At 56.4% G+C, this 19,490-nt stretch carries 19 protein-coding genes; 11 read left to right on the top strand and 8 right to left on the bottom strand.

Going from position 1 to position 19,490, the window contains the following annotated elements; all coding sequences use genetic code 11:
- Positions 1-152: 152 nt before the first annotated feature.
- On the bottom strand, positions 153-398 hold the full coding sequence (locus tag SD626R_RS12375; protein WP_092566655.1) for a PRC-barrel domain-containing protein: 246 nt from the start codon (positions 396-398) through the stop codon (positions 153-155).
- A gap of 638 nt (positions 399-1,036) precedes the next feature.
- Here SD626R_RS12375 and SD626R_RS12370 point away from each other — a divergent pair.
- The 3 genes from SD626R_RS12370 to SD626R_RS12360 all read left to right on the top strand — a co-directional run bounded on the left by SD626R_RS12370 (position 1,037) and on the right by SD626R_RS12360 (position 3,726).
- Positions 1,037-2,176, top strand: coding sequence for a M28 family metallopeptidase (locus SD626R_RS12370; protein ID WP_092566654.1), 1,140 nt, complete (start codon positions 1,037-1,039; stop codon positions 2,174-2,176).
- Between the two features lie 105 nt (positions 2,177-2,281).
- Positions 2,282-3,259: a bile acid:sodium symporter family protein gene (locus SD626R_RS12365; RefSeq protein ID WP_092566653.1), complete on the top strand. Its 978-nt coding sequence runs from the start codon at positions 2,282-2,284 to the stop codon at positions 3,257-3,259.
- 116 nt (positions 3,260-3,375) lie between these two features.
- The gene (locus SD626R_RS12360) at positions 3,376-3,726 is read left to right on the top strand and encodes an alpha/beta fold hydrolase (RefSeq protein WP_241996648.1); all 351 of its coding nucleotides are present in this window, start codon (positions 3,376-3,378) and stop codon (positions 3,724-3,726) included.
- Between the two features lie 948 nt (positions 3,727-4,674).
- Here the strand turns inward: SD626R_RS12360 and SD626R_RS12350 are convergent.
- Complete coding sequence (locus tag SD626R_RS12350) at positions 4,675-5,997, bottom strand: cytochrome P450 (RefSeq protein ID WP_092566651.1); 1,323 nt, start codon at positions 5,995-5,997, stop codon at positions 4,675-4,677.
- 430 nt (positions 5,998-6,427) lie between these two features.
- Here SD626R_RS12350 and SD626R_RS12345 point away from each other — a divergent pair, with 430 nt between their 5' ends.
- Entirely contained in the window at positions 6,428-7,072 is a 645-nt protein-coding gene (locus SD626R_RS12345; RefSeq protein WP_092566650.1) for a ribonuclease HI family protein, read from the top strand.
- A gap of 29 nt (positions 7,073-7,101) precedes the next feature.
- Here the strand turns inward: SD626R_RS12345 and SD626R_RS12340 are convergent, their stop codons facing one another.
- From SD626R_RS12340 to SD626R_RS12325, 5 genes are all read right to left on the bottom strand, one after another.
- Positions 7,102-7,473 carry a hypothetical protein gene (locus SD626R_RS12340; protein WP_092566649.1) on the bottom strand — a complete coding sequence of 124 codons (372 nt, stop codon included), beginning with the start codon at positions 7,471-7,473 and terminating at the stop codon, positions 7,102-7,104.
- 112 nt (positions 7,474-7,585) lie between these two features.
- Positions 7,586-7,891, bottom strand: coding sequence for a hypothetical protein (locus SD626R_RS17520; protein ID WP_092566648.1), 306 nt, complete (start codon positions 7,889-7,891; stop codon positions 7,586-7,588).
- 243 nt (positions 7,892-8,134) lie between these two features.
- Entirely contained in the window at positions 8,135-10,186 is a 2,052-nt protein-coding gene (locus tag SD626R_RS12330) for a sensor histidine kinase (RefSeq protein WP_092566647.1), read from the bottom strand.
- Positions 10,187-10,319: 133 nt separating this feature from the next.
- Positions 10,320-11,171, bottom strand: coding sequence for a COG1361 family protein (locus SD626R_RS16500; protein WP_137782530.1), 852 nt, complete (start codon positions 11,169-11,171; stop codon positions 10,320-10,322).
- 173 nt (positions 11,172-11,344) lie between these two features.
- A complete protein-coding gene (locus SD626R_RS12325; RefSeq protein ID WP_092566646.1) occupies positions 11,345-11,869 on the bottom strand; it encodes a type IV pilin domain-containing protein in 525 nt (174 codons plus the stop codon).
- A gap of 310 nt (positions 11,870-12,179) precedes the next feature.
- Between SD626R_RS12325 and SD626R_RS12320 the strand changes: the two genes are divergently transcribed.
- Positions 12,180-12,755 carry a GNAT family N-acetyltransferase gene (locus SD626R_RS12320; protein ID WP_092566645.1) on the top strand — a complete coding sequence of 192 codons (576 nt, stop codon included), beginning with the start codon at positions 12,180-12,182 and terminating at the stop codon, positions 12,753-12,755.
- A gap of 38 nt (positions 12,756-12,793) precedes the next feature.
- Here the strand turns inward: SD626R_RS12320 and trpB are convergent, their stop codons facing one another.
- Positions 12,794-13,957, bottom strand: coding sequence for a tryptophan synthase subunit beta (trpB, locus tag SD626R_RS12315; protein WP_092566644.1), 1,164 nt, complete (start codon positions 13,955-13,957; stop codon positions 12,794-12,796).
- 436 nt (positions 13,958-14,393) lie between these two features.
- Here trpB and SD626R_RS17310 point away from each other — a divergent pair, with 436 nt between their 5' ends.
- From SD626R_RS17310 to SD626R_RS12285, 6 genes are all read left to right on the top strand, one after another.
- Positions 14,394-14,615, top strand: a complete 222-nt coding sequence (locus SD626R_RS17310) for a PALP domain-containing protein (protein WP_241996640.1) — start codon at positions 14,394-14,396, stop codon at positions 14,613-14,615.
- A 46-nt stretch (positions 14,616-14,661) separates the two neighbouring features.
- Entirely contained in the window at positions 14,662-15,054 is a 393-nt protein-coding gene (locus tag SD626R_RS12305; RefSeq protein ID WP_092566643.1) for a PD-(D/E)XK nuclease family protein, read from the top strand.
- Between the two features lie 502 nt (positions 15,055-15,556).
- Complete coding sequence (locus tag SD626R_RS12300; protein WP_092566688.1) at positions 15,557-16,681, top strand: branched-chain amino acid ABC transporter permease; 1,125 nt, start codon at positions 15,557-15,559, stop codon at positions 16,679-16,681.
- Positions 16,678-17,994 (top strand): branched-chain amino acid ABC transporter permease, encoded by a 1,317-nt coding sequence (locus SD626R_RS12295; protein ID WP_092566642.1) that lies wholly within the window; start codon positions 16,678-16,680, stop codon positions 17,992-17,994. The genes SD626R_RS12300 and SD626R_RS12295 overlap by 4 nt, the downstream gene beginning before the upstream one ends.
- Complete coding sequence (locus SD626R_RS12290; protein ID WP_092566641.1) at positions 17,994-18,788, top strand: ABC transporter ATP-binding protein; 795 nt, start codon at positions 17,994-17,996, stop codon at positions 18,786-18,788. Before SD626R_RS12295 ends, SD626R_RS12290 begins: the two co-directional genes overlap by 1 nt.
- Complete coding sequence (locus SD626R_RS12285) at positions 18,785-19,489, top strand: ABC transporter ATP-binding protein (protein WP_092566640.1); 705 nt, start codon at positions 18,785-18,787, stop codon at positions 19,487-19,489. The genes SD626R_RS12290 and SD626R_RS12285 overlap by 4 nt, the downstream gene beginning before the upstream one ends.
- Position 19,490: the final 1 nt, after the last annotated feature.

The following is a 19,490-nucleotide window of genomic DNA, read 5'->3' as shown; positions in this document are numbered from 1 at the left end:
CCGCCCCTCTGGTGTTTACCTCCGCGTATCAACAGTCTCGTAGATCGTGGAATCGTCTCTGTGCGCATATCTTACACGGTGATCTTAGATTTTCATCTTAGATCGGGTAGATGAGTTATTACGTGATCTCATACCTCGTTTTAGATGGTGAACTACTCCGTTGCTGGCTCTACAAGGAGGTAATCGCTCTTTTCAGAGACGGCGTCAGCAGGAATGAGTACGTGACCATCATCTGTCTCTTGGAACCCACCGGTGTTGTTCCCATTTGAATCGACACGGAAGTATTCGAGTTCTCCGGTTTGGAGGTCGGCAGTGACGTTGGTTAATACACCAAGTTCAGCGCCAGTTGTGGTCATGACACTGTAGCCGCTGAGGGAGGACGCGAGGACCTGCTCCATACGGGTACATGTCTATCCTGTGTAATAAATTTGGACGACGCATGCCAGTGAACTCCCACTATGCAAACGACCCCGGGAGCCGGGGGATCAGTTTGCAATTGGATTAACAGACTGGTGTGTCTACCCACTAATTTTGATAACTAATATGAAATGAAGCCGGACTCCAGCCAACACCCGTATTTTTGTAGGCTAAGAACCAGATTGTATGTCGACACGGCATACTGACGCTGTTTCGGCTGCATTCGTTGCACTCATCGTCTGGGTAGCCGGACGGCGGCGTGGACTGGCACCAAGTGAACTACTCCATCCGATCCCATTTGTTGGTGGTGCCGTCAGTTCGATTCTCATTGAAATCGTATTCGCCCGATGGCCGGATCGCGCCGCCCGTCTCTGGAAGCAGCCAGGAGTTAGAGTCGCGGCACCGCTTGGACTCGTGGCCGCGACGATATACGCCGGAAATCGTTGCAATAGAACTGTACCGTTCGCAGCGACGCTCGGTGGACTCGCCGGATACTTCGGAATGTTAATCGGAATTACCTCGAATGTCATCCCTGAGCCGGTGCAGTGGTTTCGATGAAACAGAGGTGCCATCCAAAAAATTATGATGAAACACTGTCAGTTTAGAGACGAGTACTATCATGAACGTCATGGAGCATCTCGCCTCTGAGATCGGCGTTCGAGTCGGTGGAACCGACGCAGCACACGACGCTGCGAACTACCTCCAAGACACGTTCGCTGAGTTGGGATATGACGCTGAGCTCCAGTCATTCAAATTTGAGGGATATGAGGTCACTCGCGACTGGGAGCTTGACGTTCTTTCTCACGACATCGAGTTAGACGTCGCCCCAGTCCTGTACTCAGAGAGTACACCAGAAGGAGGCGTCGAAGGCACGCTCCGTGAGGCTGGCACGGCATACTTGGTTGAGGACCTGTTTGAACTGCCACGGTACGAAATCGTCGACGACAATGGTGAACACCTTGCGTATCTACTCGGGAATGTCGACGGGGCTGCTTTCCCGATCCCGTCGACTGAGCCACAGTTCGTCGATACTTATGGACTGATTAGCAGTGATGGGATGGAGTGGGTCGATGAACGTCTTGAGGCAGGTGACCAGGTACGCGTAGCGTTTGAGTGTGGCGGGAAGCGTATTCCGAACTACGTCGATCACAACGTCATTGCAACCATCGAGGGAACCGACAAGTCAGATGGAGAGGTTGTCATTGGGGCACATTATGATTCCGCATATGAGGCGACTGGTGCCGCAGACAACGCCTCAGGAGTGGAAGCGCTGGTGAATGTTGCGGAGTATTACGCCGAGCACCCACCAGACCGAACGGTGACGTTCGTTGCGTACGGCAGCGAAGAGTGGTGGCTTGTCGGGTCACGGTACTACGTCAATGAGCGGAAGGCCAGCGGCACTCTTGAGGATATTGTCGCCAAGGTGAATATCGATATGGCCGGCGGCGGCGAACTGCTCAATGTGTGGGCGGGCGATGGCGATATTAAGACGATTGCAGGAGATGCTGTCCAGCAAGTTCTTGACGACGACGAAGACCGGCACTACCAAGGAGTGATTAGTGGCTCGGACCACTGGCCGTTTTATCAGGAAGGAATTCCAGTCGCAATGCTGATTTTCTGGCCGTACGACCAATACCATCAGCCATCTGACGATCTCGATCAGGTCTCCACGAGCGATATCGAGGATACGACAGCGATCGTGAAGGCTATTGTCGACAACTTGGATAGATCCCCCGAGTTCGCCGGAGTAGAACACTAACGGACGATACGTCACTGCTAGATTCTATTGGTTGCACTAAGGAAAGATACCCGCAATACTGCCAGAAAGCGAAGCTTTCTTTCCACGGACTGATGCCGTGGTCGTATGGGTATTGCTGATGGAATTTCGCGGACGGCACAGGTCGCGAGCAAGTACTTCGTTGTCTGGGTGATTGCGGCAGCGGGGCTCGCGCTCGTCTACCCGACGACGTTCGTTCCGGTGCTCGACTACGTCAACCCCCTGCTCGGTATCATTATGCTCGGGATGGGGCTGACCCTCCAGCCCGCGGACTTCCAGCGGCTCGTCGACCGACCCGTTGATGTTGGTATCGGCGCAATCACGCAGTGGCTTGTGATGCCGCTGGCGGCGTACGCACTCTACCTGCTCTTTGATCTGCCGGACGCGGTCGGCGTTGGGCTGATTCTTGTCGGCGCAGCGCCCGGCGGCACGGCGTCGAACGTGATGACGTACCTCGGCCGTGGCGATGTCGCTCTCTCCGTGGCTATCACGACGGTGACGACGCTCGCGGCCCCCATCGTGATGCCCGCATGGACGCTGTTCATTCTCGGGGAGGCCATCGATGTGACATTCATGGAGATGTTCACCAGCATCGTCCAGATCGTCATTATCCCGGTCGTGCTCGGGTTCGGGATTCGCTACACCCTCGACCGGTACTCGCCGACGGCCGCGGAGATCGGTGTCGACGTCTTCCCCGTAATCAGCGTTGCCGCCATCGTTGCCATCGTCGCGGGCGTCGTTGGGGCGAACGTCGACAACATCCTCACGGCAGGCGCGCTTGTGCTGGCCGCAGTCGTACTCCACAACGGCATCGGCCTTGGCGCGGGCTACGGCGTCGGTCGTGCGTTCGGCATGACCAAAGACCGCGTGCGGACGACCACGTTCGAGGTCGGCCTCCAGAACAGTGGGCTTGCAGTGGCGCTTGCAGCGTCGCTGTTTGACCCGGCAGCCGCTCTTATTCCTGCGCTATTCAGTGTCTGGCACAATGTCAGCGGCCCCGCACTCGCGAGCTACTTCACGTGGAGCGACGACCGAGCTGCGAGTGGCCCTGTGGCGGCGGACTGAACAAACGGAAAGCGACGCTACCGGAGTCCGGCACAGCAACTAACAGCAATCATACATATTCTTAGGTATGCCAACTAAATCCGTCAACGGGGCCGACCTGTACTACGAATCGAGTAATCACACTCGATCTCCGAGGCCATGGTCGCTCTGAAAAGACTGAAACCGGGCATACACTCCCACAGTACGCCCGTGACTTGGATGCGTTCCTTGACGCACAGGACCTTTCTGATGTTGTTCTTGTCGGATGGTCGATGGGATCGCTTGTGGCGTGGGAATACGTCCGCCAGTTTGGAACGGACCGATTCCAGGGGTTCGTAAGTGTCGAACAACAGCCACTCGATCTTGAACAAGAGGGGTACGATCACGGTGTGTTTGACTTTGACGAACTCCGTGGCCTCATGGAGCTCGCACAGACGAAGCCACACGAGCTGGCGTGGTCGTTGATCGACTCTGAGAAACCCAAGTAGACATTCGTACGCGTTTTCGGCTGCTGTATCTGAGCCCTGATACCCTGCTTCGACGTTCACAAACTTGGGTAGATTGACGCTTCGACCGTCAACGACACCAGAAAAATAGCCATCCTTCCAACGTGGGATGGAGCACCCCGTTAGGCCAATTCGACGCTAGTGTGACGGGGTCAACGCCGCCAGCTGTGATCCGAATATGTGCACTAGCGCCGTTGCCGTTGTTCCTTGCTATCGCGGCTGTATTAGGAACAATCCTGTCTGCTGACTCACCGCTTACGATGGTATTGTTCCCGGTAGTCACGTATTGGGCTACACTCTCCGGAGGTGATATCGCGGTGGCAACGAATCCAGCGGCGGTTCGTGAAGCGGGCCGGTTTCAGGCCCCGATACAGTTGTGGCAACGACGGGCGTCTCTGGTGCTGATCCCCGTGGTGACAGTCGTCGTCGCGGCACTGTTTTTCACTGACATCGTGTGACGACGGCCGCGTGACCTCCCGGTACGGAATTGAAACTCCGAGGATACAGTATGTGGACGGTGTGTGATCAGCAACGGCAAAATCCGTTTGGGTGAGCCCACTAAACACACACTATGGCGAGTGAACACACTGAGACAGCGGTCGATCCGGATGTGTTAATCGAGCGGTTGCCCACGGCACCGGGACGCTGGGAGCGGAGCGACGAGTCCGGCGGAATCGTTGAGTATCGACTCCCCAGCGACGTCTCCCCTTGTACAGCAGCAAAACTGGCCGTGCGTCCGGAGATACTGAGCGACGCAGCGGTCCGTCTCACACGGAAACGTGGATGCACCGACGCAGGAAGCGATCGGTTTGACTCGATTGATACCGCGGTCCGAACTGTCGAACGGGAATTACAGCGCGTCCGTCGGACCGTCGAAGAGTCGGCTGGCGCCTCGAATTCGTAATGTCAACGCGTGCACCGGCAGCCCAGTCAACGGGCCGTCACAGATGCTCGGACTGTACTCCTCGGTCGGAGGGTGACGCTCGGCTGAAGCGATAACTCGGCTTGATCGACGACGACGTCGAACTCCTGGAGGACGTGGGCGAGGGTAAATTGTGCTTCGGTCAACGCGATCTGCTTGCCGATACACATCCGCGGTCCGCTTCCAAACGGGAAATACGAGTCGTGACCGCGCGAGACATCACCAGCCCACCGGTCCGGACGGAACGACAGCGGATCGGTCCACGTTCGGCTATCGCGATGATGCGCATACGGCGACATGAGCAACGCCTCATCGCTCTCAAAATCCGCCCCGGCGAGAGTTGTATCATGACGAACTTCCCGTGCGATATTCCAGACGGCTGGGGTCAAACGAAGCGTTTCACGAACGACACGCTCCGTGTAGGTAAACTCTGATAAATCGTCCCAAGTGGGTAGGTCACCGTCGAGGACTGATTGTGCTTCGGCGGCAACACGCTCACGCATCTCAGGATGTTGTGAGAGCCAATAGAACGCGTATGTGATTGTCAGCGCTGTTGTTTCTTGCCCACCGGTCATGAACAGCACAGCCTCGTCGATGAGCTCGTTGTCAGATAACTCGACGGACGGATCCGACTTGGCTTCGATGAGTGCGGTGATCATATCATCTGGGGGGTCGGCCTGTGATCGATGCCAATCAACGAACTCCTGTGCAACCCCCTCGATAGTCCGATCGGCGGCTTCGAATGCGTCTGAGGGCCCTGACTGGAACTGTTCGGGCAAGACGAAATCGGCGAGACTCGGCTCAACTTCCGCGCTCAGCGTAGCCATCGCGTCGTGGACCGCTCTGGCACGGTCGCCGTCAGTGTCCCGACTGAACAACGACTGTGTAATAACGCGGAGGGTCAGGACTGAGAGCTCCTCGTGAAGATCGACGGTGCCTTCCGCCGGCCACTCAGCGATCATTGCGTCGACCGTCTCACTGGAGATAGCGGCGTATTCGGCCAGTTTTCCGCCAACGAATGATGGTTGGAGCACGGACCGCTGTTGCTCCCAGAGAATCCCGTCGCTCGAAAGGAGTCCCTGTCGTTGCTGCTCTTCGGGTCCTACCGCCGGCCGTCGAAACCGGTCTCTGTCGGCGAGAACGTCGTGAACGAGGGCCGAGTCAAGAATGACATTGAACCGCGGGCCGACCGAGGGATCGAGACGAACGACGGGATACTGCCCGCCGTACGCCTCTTGAACACCGGTGAGAAACCGCAACGGGTCATCGGCAAATCGGGAGACGTTTCCGATCAACGGCGGCGCAGGCGGGGTGTGAACGGAATCACTCATATGTGGATGTACGGGCCAAACTGCATAATTGTGTTCGCTAACCCCGTTTCAAACGAGGGGGCGAGGCGGATTTTCCGTCCCACCGGAGGTGGAGAGGAAGCCGACACTTGCTTTCACCAACCACCGACTGGTGGGTGCGTTGCGGGGAAGAACATCGAGTGACGGCACGTCCGTCGTGGGCGACAGTCCTCGGCGCGAACTGGGGGCACAACTCGTCATAGAGTCTGGAATACCGACGCCGTATCGGATATCTGTCCTGTTCCGTTCGTTCGGCGTGAACCGCTTCCGGATCAGACCACAGGGCACTCGCCGTGGTTCCTCTGGTGACTCGATCAGGGAGGCCCCTCAATGGCGTCGTGTTTTTGTCCGCTCTCCGCCAAGCACGGACAATGGATTCACTGGACACACAACTGGCGCGTAGGCTATAGCCATGGATCGGTTGCCCACGGCGACGCTATCGCCGCTTGCGAGCCGAGTCGATGACGTCCTCGCACTGTATGATTACGAGATACAGTCAGCTATCGACGCCATCGATGCCGCCGTCGCCGGGTACGGAGGACTGTTCGATCCGGGGACGACGGACGACGAGATCAGAACCGCAATCGGGGAGGTACTCACTACTGATCCGTCGACGGTAGCCGAGGGCCCGTTGAATGACGTCAGCAGTAATATCGTCCTCTACGTCGATGGGAGCTCTCGGGGAAACCCGGGACCGGCGGGAGCTGGCGCCGTGCTTCAGACCGACGCCACGACAATTGCTTGTCTCGGACGGCCGGTCGGCTCAAACACCGAAAACAACACCGCAGAGTATGCTGCGCTGCATCTTGGGCTCGAAGTGCTGGTCGCCTGCTGCGTCCCGGCGACTGTAGAGGTGCGTATCGATTCGACAACCGTCATTGACGATATCTGGGGGCAAAGCGACGGCATCCCGTCTGCGGCGCCGTACAAAAACGACATCACAGAGCGAATTGCGTCGCTTCCCTCGTGCGAGTGGACTCATCTCGCTGACAGCGATCCCAACCCCGCAGACGCCCGGGCAGCAGTCGGGGCTGACATCGCAGCGCTCGGACCGTGAGGGCTACGTGCTCGGTAACTGAAGCGTCACTACAGTCGGTCGAGTGCCTCGTCGAGATCAAACTGCTCGGTTGTTTCATCGAACGCATCCTCACGCTCGTTGACCGCAGTCGATGCGCCAGAGTCACTTGACGACGAGTCCGTTGAGATAGCGTCCCGTATGTGAACGTGTTCGTCACCGATCGCGTCGGTCGTCACCTCCGCATGGAACCGTTCGCGCTCGGTAGCCGGCCCCGAGAATGGTTCGACGCGTTCGACACCGTCGACGCTACATCCCACGACCAGACACACGGCTTCGCGGAGTCGGTCCACAGTCTCCCAACCCCCGGGTGGAACGCGGGGAAGGTCCCGCTCGCGGATACGCCAGGTCTCGATCATCAACTCAGCATCGCGGGTGGACATTTCGTTCGTTATTCGGGGAATCGCAGACAAATCAGTTCTGCCCCATTGATTATTCCTAGGTATTGGTTCCAGCGGGCAAATTGTGAACGCCAGGCATACCATTTAAATACAATCAGGAGCGTTCGCGAACGTGGTCGCTTGTGGCGACACTAATATCGAGTTTGTTTGTTCCTCGAATCCAGTTAATGTACCCGGTGAGTCGGTCGGCCGACCTGAGCGACTCAATGGTGTCGTACTTGTCTCGTAACTCGGTGTTAGCGAACTGTGCGTGAATTTGGTCATGGCAGGGTCGACAAAGCATCACCGTGGGACTGGTGGCGCGTTCTTCCGGCCGCAGATGATGCTCCTGAACGACCTGAGAATCGTCAATTCGTTCGTCAGGAACGACACGGCGACAGAGTGCACAAGTCGTCGCCATGTTTTCCGATAAACCCCCGGCAATATAATTTCTAGCTTAGTATCGCTATCAACGGCTCTGTTGAAAACTATGGTCGATGTACTTCGCTTCCCATTTGGTCCGTGCCCCAATCTCTCTCACGCCACGGCAAGTAGTTGCGTACTCGTTCGCCAATTAATGGCGGTAATGTCCGGGTTGAAGACAACCACCCAGAGGGATCCGTATTTACTGTAGAATCACCGACAGCTGAGTAACAGATACGGCTTACTCCACTTTCGGGAGGCAAATCGTAACCACTGTGCCCTCATTTCCCGCCGTCGTTTCGAGTTCGCCGTCAAGGCTGGTAACAATCCAGTGAATAAGCCACAGGCCGAGACCTTCACCGTGAATCAGTGGCGTCTCCTCATTCGACTCGAGAACTTCCTGTTCTATCTCGGGGAGTCCCGGTCCATTATCCCTGACAGCAATCGTCACCCCTGTCTCGGTGTCTGTCACGTCGATCTCGATATTCGGTGGATTACCGCCGTGTTTCGCAGCGTTTTCGACAACCTCCCATAGCGCCGTTTTGAGACGCTCATGGGTATCCGCTACAACGGTGTCAGGAGCGTTAATCGTCACGGAAGCCTCGGGGTACTGCATCTGTAGTTCTGTGACAGTTTCTTCGAGCATCGGGGTGATGTCGATTGGTTCAAGATCAGGTGACAGGTCCCGATATTCCTCAAGCCGTTGGGCTGACTCGGTCAACTCAAACAGCTGGTTGGCCGTGTCTCTGATCTGCGATGCCTTTTTTGCGTCCTCGCCGCTGAGTCGGTTCTCAAGCATCTCCGCGTAGCCGGTAATAACGCCCATTTTGTTTCGCATATTGTGACGCAGCACGCGGTTGATAACACTGATAAGTCCCTCCCGCTCCCGCCGTTTTGTCGCATCACGCACCATCAACTGAATGCCAATGATGTGGTCGGTCGTTCGCTCGTCGGCAGGAACGCTACCCTCATAAATAGGGACACCACGTATGTCCGTGAACACGGTGGTCCCCGATTTTTTCTTCAGGGGAAAGTCTCGCACCATGTTCCGTTCGCCGTTGAATATCGGCTCGATTTCGTCCCACGCCCGTTCGACCGTTGCCTCGTTCGGCAGGCTAACCGAGAGCGGGTTGCCTTCGAGTTCCGCCGGCGAGTAGCCGAGAAATTTCTCAACAGACGGAGAGGCAAAGGTGCACTGCCCTTGCTCGTTGATTCGAAAGACGACGCCGAAACTGGCATCGATGACGCCTCGGTACAGTTCGTTCTGCGCGTTAAGCTCAGCCTCACGATCGGCGAGTTCGCGACGCTGGCACTCCACCTGAGTTACGTCCGATAGCAGTATAATTTGTGCGCCGGCCTCACCGAGCATAGTGGTACTCGTCGAGACAAAATAATACCGCTTGTCACCGGACTGATCGCGTTCGAGTATCTGATCGTTGCTCTCGAGCGCCTCAACGACTGACGGAACAGTCTCGGAGAGCTGATCTCCCGTCGCTCCATCGAGTTCCGGTAACACCTCTCTGACAGTTGCCGAATAGTCGCGGATCCGACCCCGTTCATCGAGGTAGATAGAGAGGTCATCATCGATTGATGCCCGCTGTACCGCGAGGAAGCGACGTTCAAAGACGAACAGTACACCGACTGCGAATACTGCTACTCCGATAGGGGCGTAGATGATATTGATAAGCAACGGCGTAAACTGAGCGACGATGTCGAAAACGACCGGGAGTCCAATTAGAGCCGATAGCACGCTGAGGGATCGAGTATCGTACCCAGATTCGAAGAACAGCTGAAAAATCATGAATAGGCCCACCGCTGACAGCACGTATGACAAGCCTGTTGCCGTCCAGTGGAGCACGTTGTGTTCGACAGCCAGATGGGCAAACGGCGTCGATACCTCCTGTGCGGTAAAGTACGCGCCGTGAATCGGGTTCGTTGCTTTGATCGCGATTACGGAAAGAAAGATGCCCGCACTCGCTCGTCGTAGCGGCGTGTTGCGGTGGTAGGTTCGTCCAGAGTAGGCGGAACAAAAGTAGAGCCATGCCCAGACGGTAGCGAAGCCGATGGCGAGCCCAATGATGTATGCCGGCACACGGAATGGATCAGGAAGCAGGAACCCAGCAGCTCTGAGGAGCGCCCATCCGCCGGCAGTGGCAAGTAACCAGACCAGTCCTCGGCGGACATCGGGGTCCTGAAACTGCTGTGCCCGGCTGATGGCGGCAAGACAGATGAGACCACTGAGTGCGAAAACGCCAACGTAGATCTGTCCGACAATGCCAAGATGATTTATCATCAGGTGTGGCACTCTCTTCTGTAACGCTAATAAATGGTGGTTCGTTAAACAAAAACAGATTCTCCAAAACTACCTTGTGGCAGTCGGCTTATTACTCGCTGACGATTCCATTATTATGAACCTAGGCTGCTACTCACTCAAGCGTGTATCTTACTTCTTTGGTTGTCGATAAGTCTCCGTTACGCTCGTCCCGCAGCTGTACTTTTGTAGTGTATACTCCTGGATCCCATCCATATGTTGATATTTTGATGTAATCTTCTTGTGGCTCCCAACCGCGCTGCCTTACGATACGTTTAGACCGGTCTTGTATAACATCTCGTTGAGACATCTCTTTTCCGTTTGTTTCGTATTCGGCAGAGATATCTAACACACCAGAGTCTCCATACCAGTACCAGTACCGCACGGCTATTACAATCAAGCTACCAGCCGGTGCGGAGTCAATTGCATTTTGGTATACGTCCCCGTGTTCAGTCCATTCTCTGACAAGTTTAACACCCTGTATCTGTGGTCCTGTATGCTCGGGGATTATCATCAATTCGTGCTCAATACCCTCAATACGGAACGTCACAAACCCTGAGCGATCCGGATCAAGGGTTTCTGTGAGAGTCGCACGCTCACCAGCACTAATCTCCGCATCATACTGTATCGATGTCGGCAAGAAAACCCCGTCAACATCGATGTCAATCTCACCACGGAATGTTCCCCGAGCATCGCCAGTGTTCTCAACTGTGAGTTTGACATCTACTGTATCTGGCTGGGTTATTTCATTAGGGACATCAAGTCTGATTATCTCAAATTCAGCCACACCATGTAGCTCGGCATCGTCGCCGCTGTTTTGGGCTGTCTGGGTGTTTTCTGATGTATTGTTCTCTATATCGCTGTCCCTATGATCCTGGTTAGTTGCTTGGGTACCTTCTGAGAGATTACTCTCTGGACCGTCGTCAGAACTGCTGTTCCCACCGCAACCAGAGAGAACTGCCGTCACACTCACGCTGGCTATAGAAAGGTACGTACGGCGGTTCACAAGGTGATTACCTGACCACATGACTTAATGTTATTCCAGAAACGTCCTTGTGACATAGAGGCTCTGTTGAGATCCTATTCTTCAGACGTATTCTTGCCTGAAACGGGCGGTCACTGAAGATTGCGTATCTCACACTACGGTGTAAACGTCTTTCTAACAATGACCGCCTCCGAAGGCGTATGAACAATTAGGACAGTGAGTTCGTCAGCATCAGGATTATCATTTTTTGGCGGTTCACGAAAGTCAGCACCTGTTACGTTTATCTCAAACTGGATTGTGTCACCAACGCCCCACGTATTTGGATCGTTACTCTCGATTTCTTTATGAAAAAATGATATTATGTTCTCAGGATCTTTCTCTTCATCAAACTCGGGAAGATTAACTAGTCGTGCTTCAGCATCCACATCAGGGCCAGACGCCCGAACGACAACTTCCAATTCTTCAGCGGGAATACTCTCCCCAGCTATGTGCGTAATACGTACACGTTGGGGTCCTGGCTCAAACTCTCCACTCGTCTGGCCAACGACTGGCGCAGGCTCGTTAATATCCTCTGTGACATCGAGAAAAAATACAGAGACCGTTGCGGCTAAAACCACCACAACTGCGACCATGAGAATAGTTGAAACTACAGGAGTTACAGCGCGATGCCGTCGACTCATTATATTTATTACTCCCTACTGGAGTAAATAGCCTCGGATTCCCTGCTAAACTCACCCTCTGTATCTCGCACGGCGCTCCTGATAGGAACCAACTAACTCTGGGGGTTGAGCGCTATGTGAGTCCATTGTACTGAGCGATTCGTGAGTCCCCTGTATCGACCGCAACTGGAGCGGAACAGATCACTTACGGCGGGTTTCAAGAGATTCCTGTCACATGATAAATATGTTCGAACCTCCGCTTGGTGAGGCTGATAAGAGATGACGGTTATCATAATCCATTTTTTAAGCCGGATCGGTACTATCCGCCAGTGTGGACTCGAACGGATTGTCGCTCCGACCATACGATCCGCGGGACGACACTGCTGTCTGGGCGCTTCATCAATGGGCAATACAGGAGACAGGGGTCGATCCATCGGACATCCCCGGAACAGACGATCTACGAACGATAGCGACCTCGTATCTTGAGACCGGAGGCGCGTTCGTCGTCGGCATTGTCGACGCTGACCACCCACGGACCGATCAGACAGAGAATTTTGATGCATCACCACAGCAGGTAGCCAAGCTGACCACCCACGACGGAATCCTGGTCGCAATGGGTGGGTTCATCCCGACCCAAGTCGGCCGTAGCGACGAACGCAACCGGCCCGGAGCCGCGGAACTCCATCGGATGCGTGTCGCACCGACACACCAGCGGCGTGGATACGGCCGACAACTTCTCAATGAACTTGAGCGCCGGGCAGCTGGCGGCGGGTATGAGACGCTCCTTGCAACGACATCAACCCGCCAGACAGCAGCACTCGAATTCTATCACGACCAAGGGTACGACCAAACAGCGACATCCACTGCTGGGACCTACGAACTCGTCCACTTTGAAAAGGAACTGTAGTGGTCGGTCCGGCAGAGGGTGCCTCCGGAGAGAGCGACTCAGTCTGAGAGGTCGAAGTGTTCGGCAGCCGTCTGCATGTCCTTATCGCCGCGACCACAGAGGTTGACTAACAGGGTGTCATGTTGGTCCTCTTCAGCCAATTTAGCGGCCAACGCAAGGGCATGAGCTGGCTCTAACGCGGGGATAATCCCCTCTGCCTCACTCAGTTCGCGGAACGCGGCTAAGGCTTCATCGTCAGAAATCGCATGATACTCCGCCCGCCCCATCTCTTGGAGCGCAGCGTGTTCCGGCCCAATCGCCGGATAATCAAGCCCAGCTGAAATCGAGTGGTTCTCGGTGTCGTCTCCAATCGTCTTCGTTTTCATCCCCTGGAAGATCTGTGGTTCCTCCTGTTTCGTCTTCGAGAGTGGTGCAGAGTGATTCGCATCGTCGGTCCCACCCGGTTCGGCGCCGTAGAACATCACGTCGTCATCTTTGAATGCGTGCCAAAGGCCGATTGAGTTCGATCCGCCGCCAACACAGGCGACACACGCGTCAGGAAGGTCGCCGTGGAGTTCCTGAATTTGTTCGCGAGCCTCCGTCCCGATGACGGACTGGAACTCACGGACCATCCGCGGGAACGGATCCGGACCGACGACGCTCCCAACGAGATAATGCGTAGATTCGACGTTTGCAGCGAAATCTTCCAATGCGGCATCGACCGCCTCCGCGAGCCCCTCGTTGCCTCGATCGACCGGCTCGACATCGGCACCCATGAGGCGCATTCGGAAGACGTTCATCTCTTGCCGTTGCATGTCGTGGCGCCCCATATACACGGTCGTATCAAGATCCAACAGCGCGCCAACCATCGCCGTCGCGGTCCCGTGTTGTCCAGCACCCGTCTCTGCGATCAAGCGGTCTTTCCCTGCCCGCTTTGCCAACAGCGCCTGGCCCAGCGTATTGTTGAGTTTGTGTGCCCCACCATGGAGGAGATCCTCATGCTTGAGATAGATATCTGCCCCGTATCGCTCGCTTAGTGTTTCCGCATAGAAGACCGGTGTTGGACGTCCAGCAAAGTGTTTCAACAGGTGACGGAATTCATCCATGAATCCCTCATCCGCGATAGCTTCCTCGTACGCAGCTGCTAATTCTGCTAAGGGTTCTTCGAGTGGTTCTGGAACGTGTCTCCCACCGAACTCGCCAAACTCGTCTGGCGTCGCCATGGAATAACTGCGTACTCGCTTCTCAAAAAAGTACACGAGGAAGCAACATCCGGGGGCATATCTGTGGGGCGGTGGCGACTCTGACGCTGGTGTTCAGTGAGTGCCGATCCTCACATTGGCAAGGTCAGGATCGATCCATGGTCCGGGCTTTGTACACCGCCTGAAACAGTAGTTTATGGACCAGTTGGTTTGCTACGACTGTGGTGACACCTACGCATTCAGAGAAGCCGCGGGGTGTGCCTGTGGTGAGCCGTCATGATTCGAGACAGACACGTCCGCGTTTTCTTGGCCCGACGCAAGCGGCCAGAACAACGATACTGTCTCGGAAGGACACCGCAGTCCGTGGCGCTACGAAGCGGTGCTCCCTGCGACGGAGCCGAGCGGATTGGCCGCCACGGCCGGCGTGACGCCGCTGTTGCGAACACCGTCGATTGAGATGGCAGACGGTCCACGAATTCATCTGAAGCTTGAGGCCGCCAATCCGACCGGGAGTTTCAGAGACCGAAGGACGGCCGTGGGTATCACTCGTCTCGGCGACCCGATCGGGACCGTCTCGCACGGGAATGTGGCGCTGAGCGTTGCCGCGGATTTGGGGGCACTGGATCGGGAAGCGGTAGTCCTCGTCGCTGAAGATACCCCGATTCACGCCTCGCGATGATCGGCCAGCACGACCCGCATCTGTTTCCGGGTTCGCGGAGCGGCATGTGCTCGACGAGGCTGCCGGCGCCGACGACAACCCTGATAAGGAGAATGTGAAGCGGCTCCTCGATTCGCTCGAAGGAGAAAAGAAAGCTGAGGTCGACGCGTTCCTTCCGCTTACCGTCGACGACGAGGAAGTGACGATCGGTGGGATCATCGACTTGCTTCATATCACGTCTGACTGTGTCGAGGTCATCGACTACAAGACCGATCGCACGACCCACGCTGAAGACGAGTACAGGAAACAGCTCAGTATATACTACCACGTCGTCGCCGACCGATACCCGGACCGATCGGTCTCCGCTTTGATCTTCTACACCGACGAGGGTGACCGTCGCGAGATCAACCCGCTCAGTAGGTCCGAGCTCAGAGAGATGGTCAAGGCACACGACGCGTGACGCGTTTCCTTCTTAATTTTTGATAACGCAGGTGTACCTGCTTGTCTATGACTGGTTGACAAGCAGGCTGTCTCGGCGGAGTCGCGTAGCGTTATATCCCAACCACCGTCGGCTGCGATCACGGAATCGTCATGGTAAATCACCGTCCCTCTCATCTGGGGTGGTCGCCCTCGCGGGATGTGATGGGAGGGTTCTTGGTGACCCAGTCCCTGCTGGTCCGTGACCGATTGTCCCATCATCAGCTGGTCACGACCGTCATTGTTGAGCTCTGGTATACATTCGATTTTCTTCGTACTTCTGCTGACGGATAGACATCAAATTCCAACTCGGCTCGGTTTTTGAGTTGATGACTATATTGACAATTTAGGCTGCTACCGGAGCCGGGGTTGCGGGTACGCTCTCCTGTCTATTAATATTATAAAAGGGGAAAGATATGCGATATACTTCCGTCTTACTGCGTTTTTGGCCCCAATTCGTTCAGATAATTATATACGGGGCCATCATGAAGACGGAACCACACGTGGCTCTGGGAATTAGTGACACAATACGAGAACGCCTCCCGTTTGCGGAACACGCGATAAAAGTTACAGCCACAATCTTCGGGTTGGTCGTTCTCCTCGATATGATTCGACAGCTAACGACCGGTGAGTTAACAGTCGCACTCATCGCGAGCTACCTCTGGAGAGGGTTGGCGTACGGTCTCGTTATTGGACTCGCCGGAGTCGGCCTCTCGCTCACCTACGATCTCTTGGACTTTGCAAACTTCGCACACGGGGATTATATCACGATCTCCGCGTTCGTCGGCTGGGGTGTGGCGTATCTGGTGGCCGGATTCGGGCAGTTCAGCCCGGGGTCGCTGTTGTTCCTCGGGGTTGGCGGGACAGTGTACCCACAGGATGTCGGGATCAGCGTGACGGCTGCCCCCGTTGCAATTCTCGTCGGACTGATTATCGCGGCGCTGGTTGGTGCCTTACTCGCCGTCGCGCTCGACTCGGCGGTATACAAGTCGATGCGTGGCGCGGGAAATATCACGCTGCTCATCGCGTCCGTCGGTGTCGCGTTCGTCCTTCGCTATGCGGCGGTGTTCCTGTTCACCCAGCAGACGTTCGGGCTAACGGCTGATAGCTGGAGCTATGAGATCGGCCTTCCGGGCGGGGCGGTGAGGATCACGTCCGCGTCGCTCCTGCTCATTATCGTCGCGCTTGTCATGATGATCGCTATCCATCTACTGTTAACACGGACTAAACTCGGGAAGGCGATGCGCGCGATGGGGGCGAATCAACAGCTCGCGCGCGTGACCGGAATCCCCTCCGAGAAGATCGTCAGACGAACGTGGCTCATCGGCGGGGCACTCGCTGGGATTGCCGGATTCATGATCGCGCTTCTACAGGGAACGATTAACTACCAGATCGGCTGGACGCTGTTGTTGCTGGTGTTCGCCGGGGTCATCATGGGCGGGATCGGATCCGTGTACGGTGCGATCGTCGGAGGGATCCTCGTCGGTCTTATTACCCGCGTCTCACTGATTTGGATTCCAGCGAGTTTCACCGAGGCGACTGGCTTTGCCGTGATGATTCTTATCCTTCTCACTCGGCCGGCCGGTATCTTCGGAGGTGATGCGACGTGAGTGTACCAGAAGATCCCGTCGCGGATCGGCTTCCCGATTCGCTTGCCGTCTACTGGGAGAGCGATGTGGTGAAGATCGGAGCGACCCTCGCCGCGGTCTACCTCCTCTACGTGGTGGCCGGATTCCTCCTAGGATACGGTCTTTCTGGCCAGCTCAATTCGCTGCGACGGCTCACGTTCCTTATCGTGCTGTACTCGATCGGAGCGCTGGTAGTGAATCTCCATTGGGGGTACAGTGGGCTGTTCAACATCGGTGTCGTCGGCTTCATGGCCGTCGGTGTCTACACGACGACCATACTCACGCGGCCGGTTGCGGGACAGACTCCGACCGGAACGCTGCCGGGACTCGGGCTACCGCTTCCGATTGCGATTGTCGGGGGAGTTCTGGCAGCGGCGCTCGTCGGGTACGTCGCTGCGCTTCCCTCCCTGCGGCTTCGTGACGATTACTTCGCGATAGTCACGCTGGCTTTCGCCGAAATCATCCGTATCACGGCCAAAGCATCCGAATTACAGGAGTTCACCGTCTTCGGAACGACGCTCGGGACGGGCGGCGGCCGCGGTATTCGGACGTTCCCGAACCCCGTTAACCAGTTCTTCGAGGGCACCGGTGCGCCCGTCGTTGATGCGGTCAGCGGTACGGTTGACGGATCCCTCGTTGCCGGGTGGGCGTTCGTGCTCGTCCTGACCGGTGTCTTGGTCTGTGTGCTCTGGATGATCGTCCGACTTGCCGGGTCACCGTTCGGTCGCGTGTTGAAGGGCATTCGCGACGACGAGGAAGCGACGACCGCCCTCGCGAAAGATACGAACTCGTTCAAAATTCGCGCGTTTATCATCGGCAGCGGGATACTCGGGTTCCTCGGGATCATCTGGCAGGGAAGTCAGGGGTACATCAGCCCCGGCCTCTTCGTCCCACAGTTGACCTTCTTCATCTGGATCGCAGTCATCATCGGCGGCGCTGGGTCGAACACCGGCTCGATTATCGGCTCGATACTGTTCGTCGGGACGATTTACCTCGGTCCGGGCTACGTCCGTCGACTCATCGAGGAGTTCGTTTCCCTCTCCGGTCGGGCCGCGACGTTTCCGGACGCGCTTGCAGCGCTTGCCGGAGGCGACGTGAGCGGGATTCTGTTGTACACGCTGGATCAGACGAGTGCGTTACGCGTCGTTCTCACTGGCGTCCTGCTCATTTGGCTGCTGAAGCGCCGTCCAGACGGGCTGTTCGGTAACCGGCGCGAGATGGCGTCCAGTATCGACGTGGAGTCACGCGTACGGGACCGACAGTCGAGTGATGCGACGACCGGAGGTGAAGAGTAATGTCCGAACCAACGTCGGGTCAGCGACCGCTGCTCGAAGTGGAGTCGTTACACAAGTCGTTCGGTGGCATCACGGCTCTCGACGGTGTCACCTTCGAGGTGAAGTCGGGAACGCTCACGGGGTTGATCGGGCCGAACGGAGCCGGCAAATCGACGACGTTCAACGCGATCGGTGGGATATTGCAGCCGGATTCGGGCACGATCCGGTTCAGCGGCGAAGAGATAACGGGAGAGTCACCGGACCGTATTGCGGGGAAGGGACTCGTTCGGACGTTCCAGATATCCCGCGAGTTCCGGAATATGACGGTTATCGAAAATATGATGATCGCTCCGACCAACCAGCGCGGGGAGTCGGCGCTTCAGTCGGTTACACCCGGACTACGCGAGGACGTCAGTGAGCAGGAGGAACGGATATTCGAGCGAGCGTGGGAGATGCTCGAGCTGTTCGATATCGATCATCTCGCACTCGAAAATGCCGGAGCGTTGTCCGGCGGACAGCGAAAGCTTCTGGAGCTGGCGCGGGCTCTCATGCTCGATCCGGAGCTGCTCCTGCTGGATGAACCGTTCGCGGGCGTCAACCCGACGCTAGAGAAGACGCTTATCGACAGGGTCGAGACGCTACGAGACGAGGGACACACGTTCCTGCTCGTTGAACACGATATGGATATGATTATGGACCACTGCGAGCGTGTCATCGTCATGCATCAAGGAGACACGCTGCTCACGGGCACGCCCGAGGAAGTGCAGTCGGAGGAGCGTGTCGTCGAGGCGTACCTCGGGGGGAGCGGCGTATGAGCATTCTGGACGTTACGAGTTTGGACGCCGGGTACGGTGATTTACAGGTGCTCTTCGACGTCGACCTCCACGTCGATGCCGGAGAGTACGTGACGATTGTCGGTCCGAACGGCGCCGGCAAGTCGACCGTGATGAAATCCATCTTCGGGTTAACTCACCACATGGACGGGTCAATCGTGTATCGAGGGACCAATATCGAGGCGAACGACCCGGAAGAGAACGTCCACGAAGGGTTGGCGTATGTCCCGCAGTCGGACAATGTTTTCCCACCGCTGTCGGTACGTGAGAATCTCGAAATGGGGGCGTATATCCTTGACGAGGTACCCGAGGACGCGCTCCAGTCGGTGTTCGACCGATTTCCGATACTCGAAGAGCGTCAACAGCAGAAGGCGGGATCGATGTCGGGAGGGCAGCGGCAGATGCTTGCGATGGGTCGTGCGCTTATGCTTGATCCCGCACTTATTCTGTTGGACGAACCGTCGGCGGGGCTTGCACCGGATCTCGTCGACGAGATGTTCGACAACATCGACCGTATCGTCGAATCGGGGACGGCCGTGCTGATGGTCGAACAGAACGCGAAAGAAGCACTCAGTCGCTGCGATCGCGGGTACGTGCTGGTTAACGGGGAAAATCGGTACAGCGATGACGGTGAAACGTTACTGGGCGACGAGCAGATCCGCCGCGAGTTCCTGGGCGGCTAAG

This window comes from Halorubrum sp. SD626R (assembly GCF_001261915.1).
In the GTDB taxonomy this organism is placed as follows: domain Archaea; phylum Halobacteriota; class Halobacteria; order Halobacteriales; family Haloferacaceae; genus Halorubrum.
This window is presented reverse-complemented; position numbering and strand designations above follow the sequence as displayed.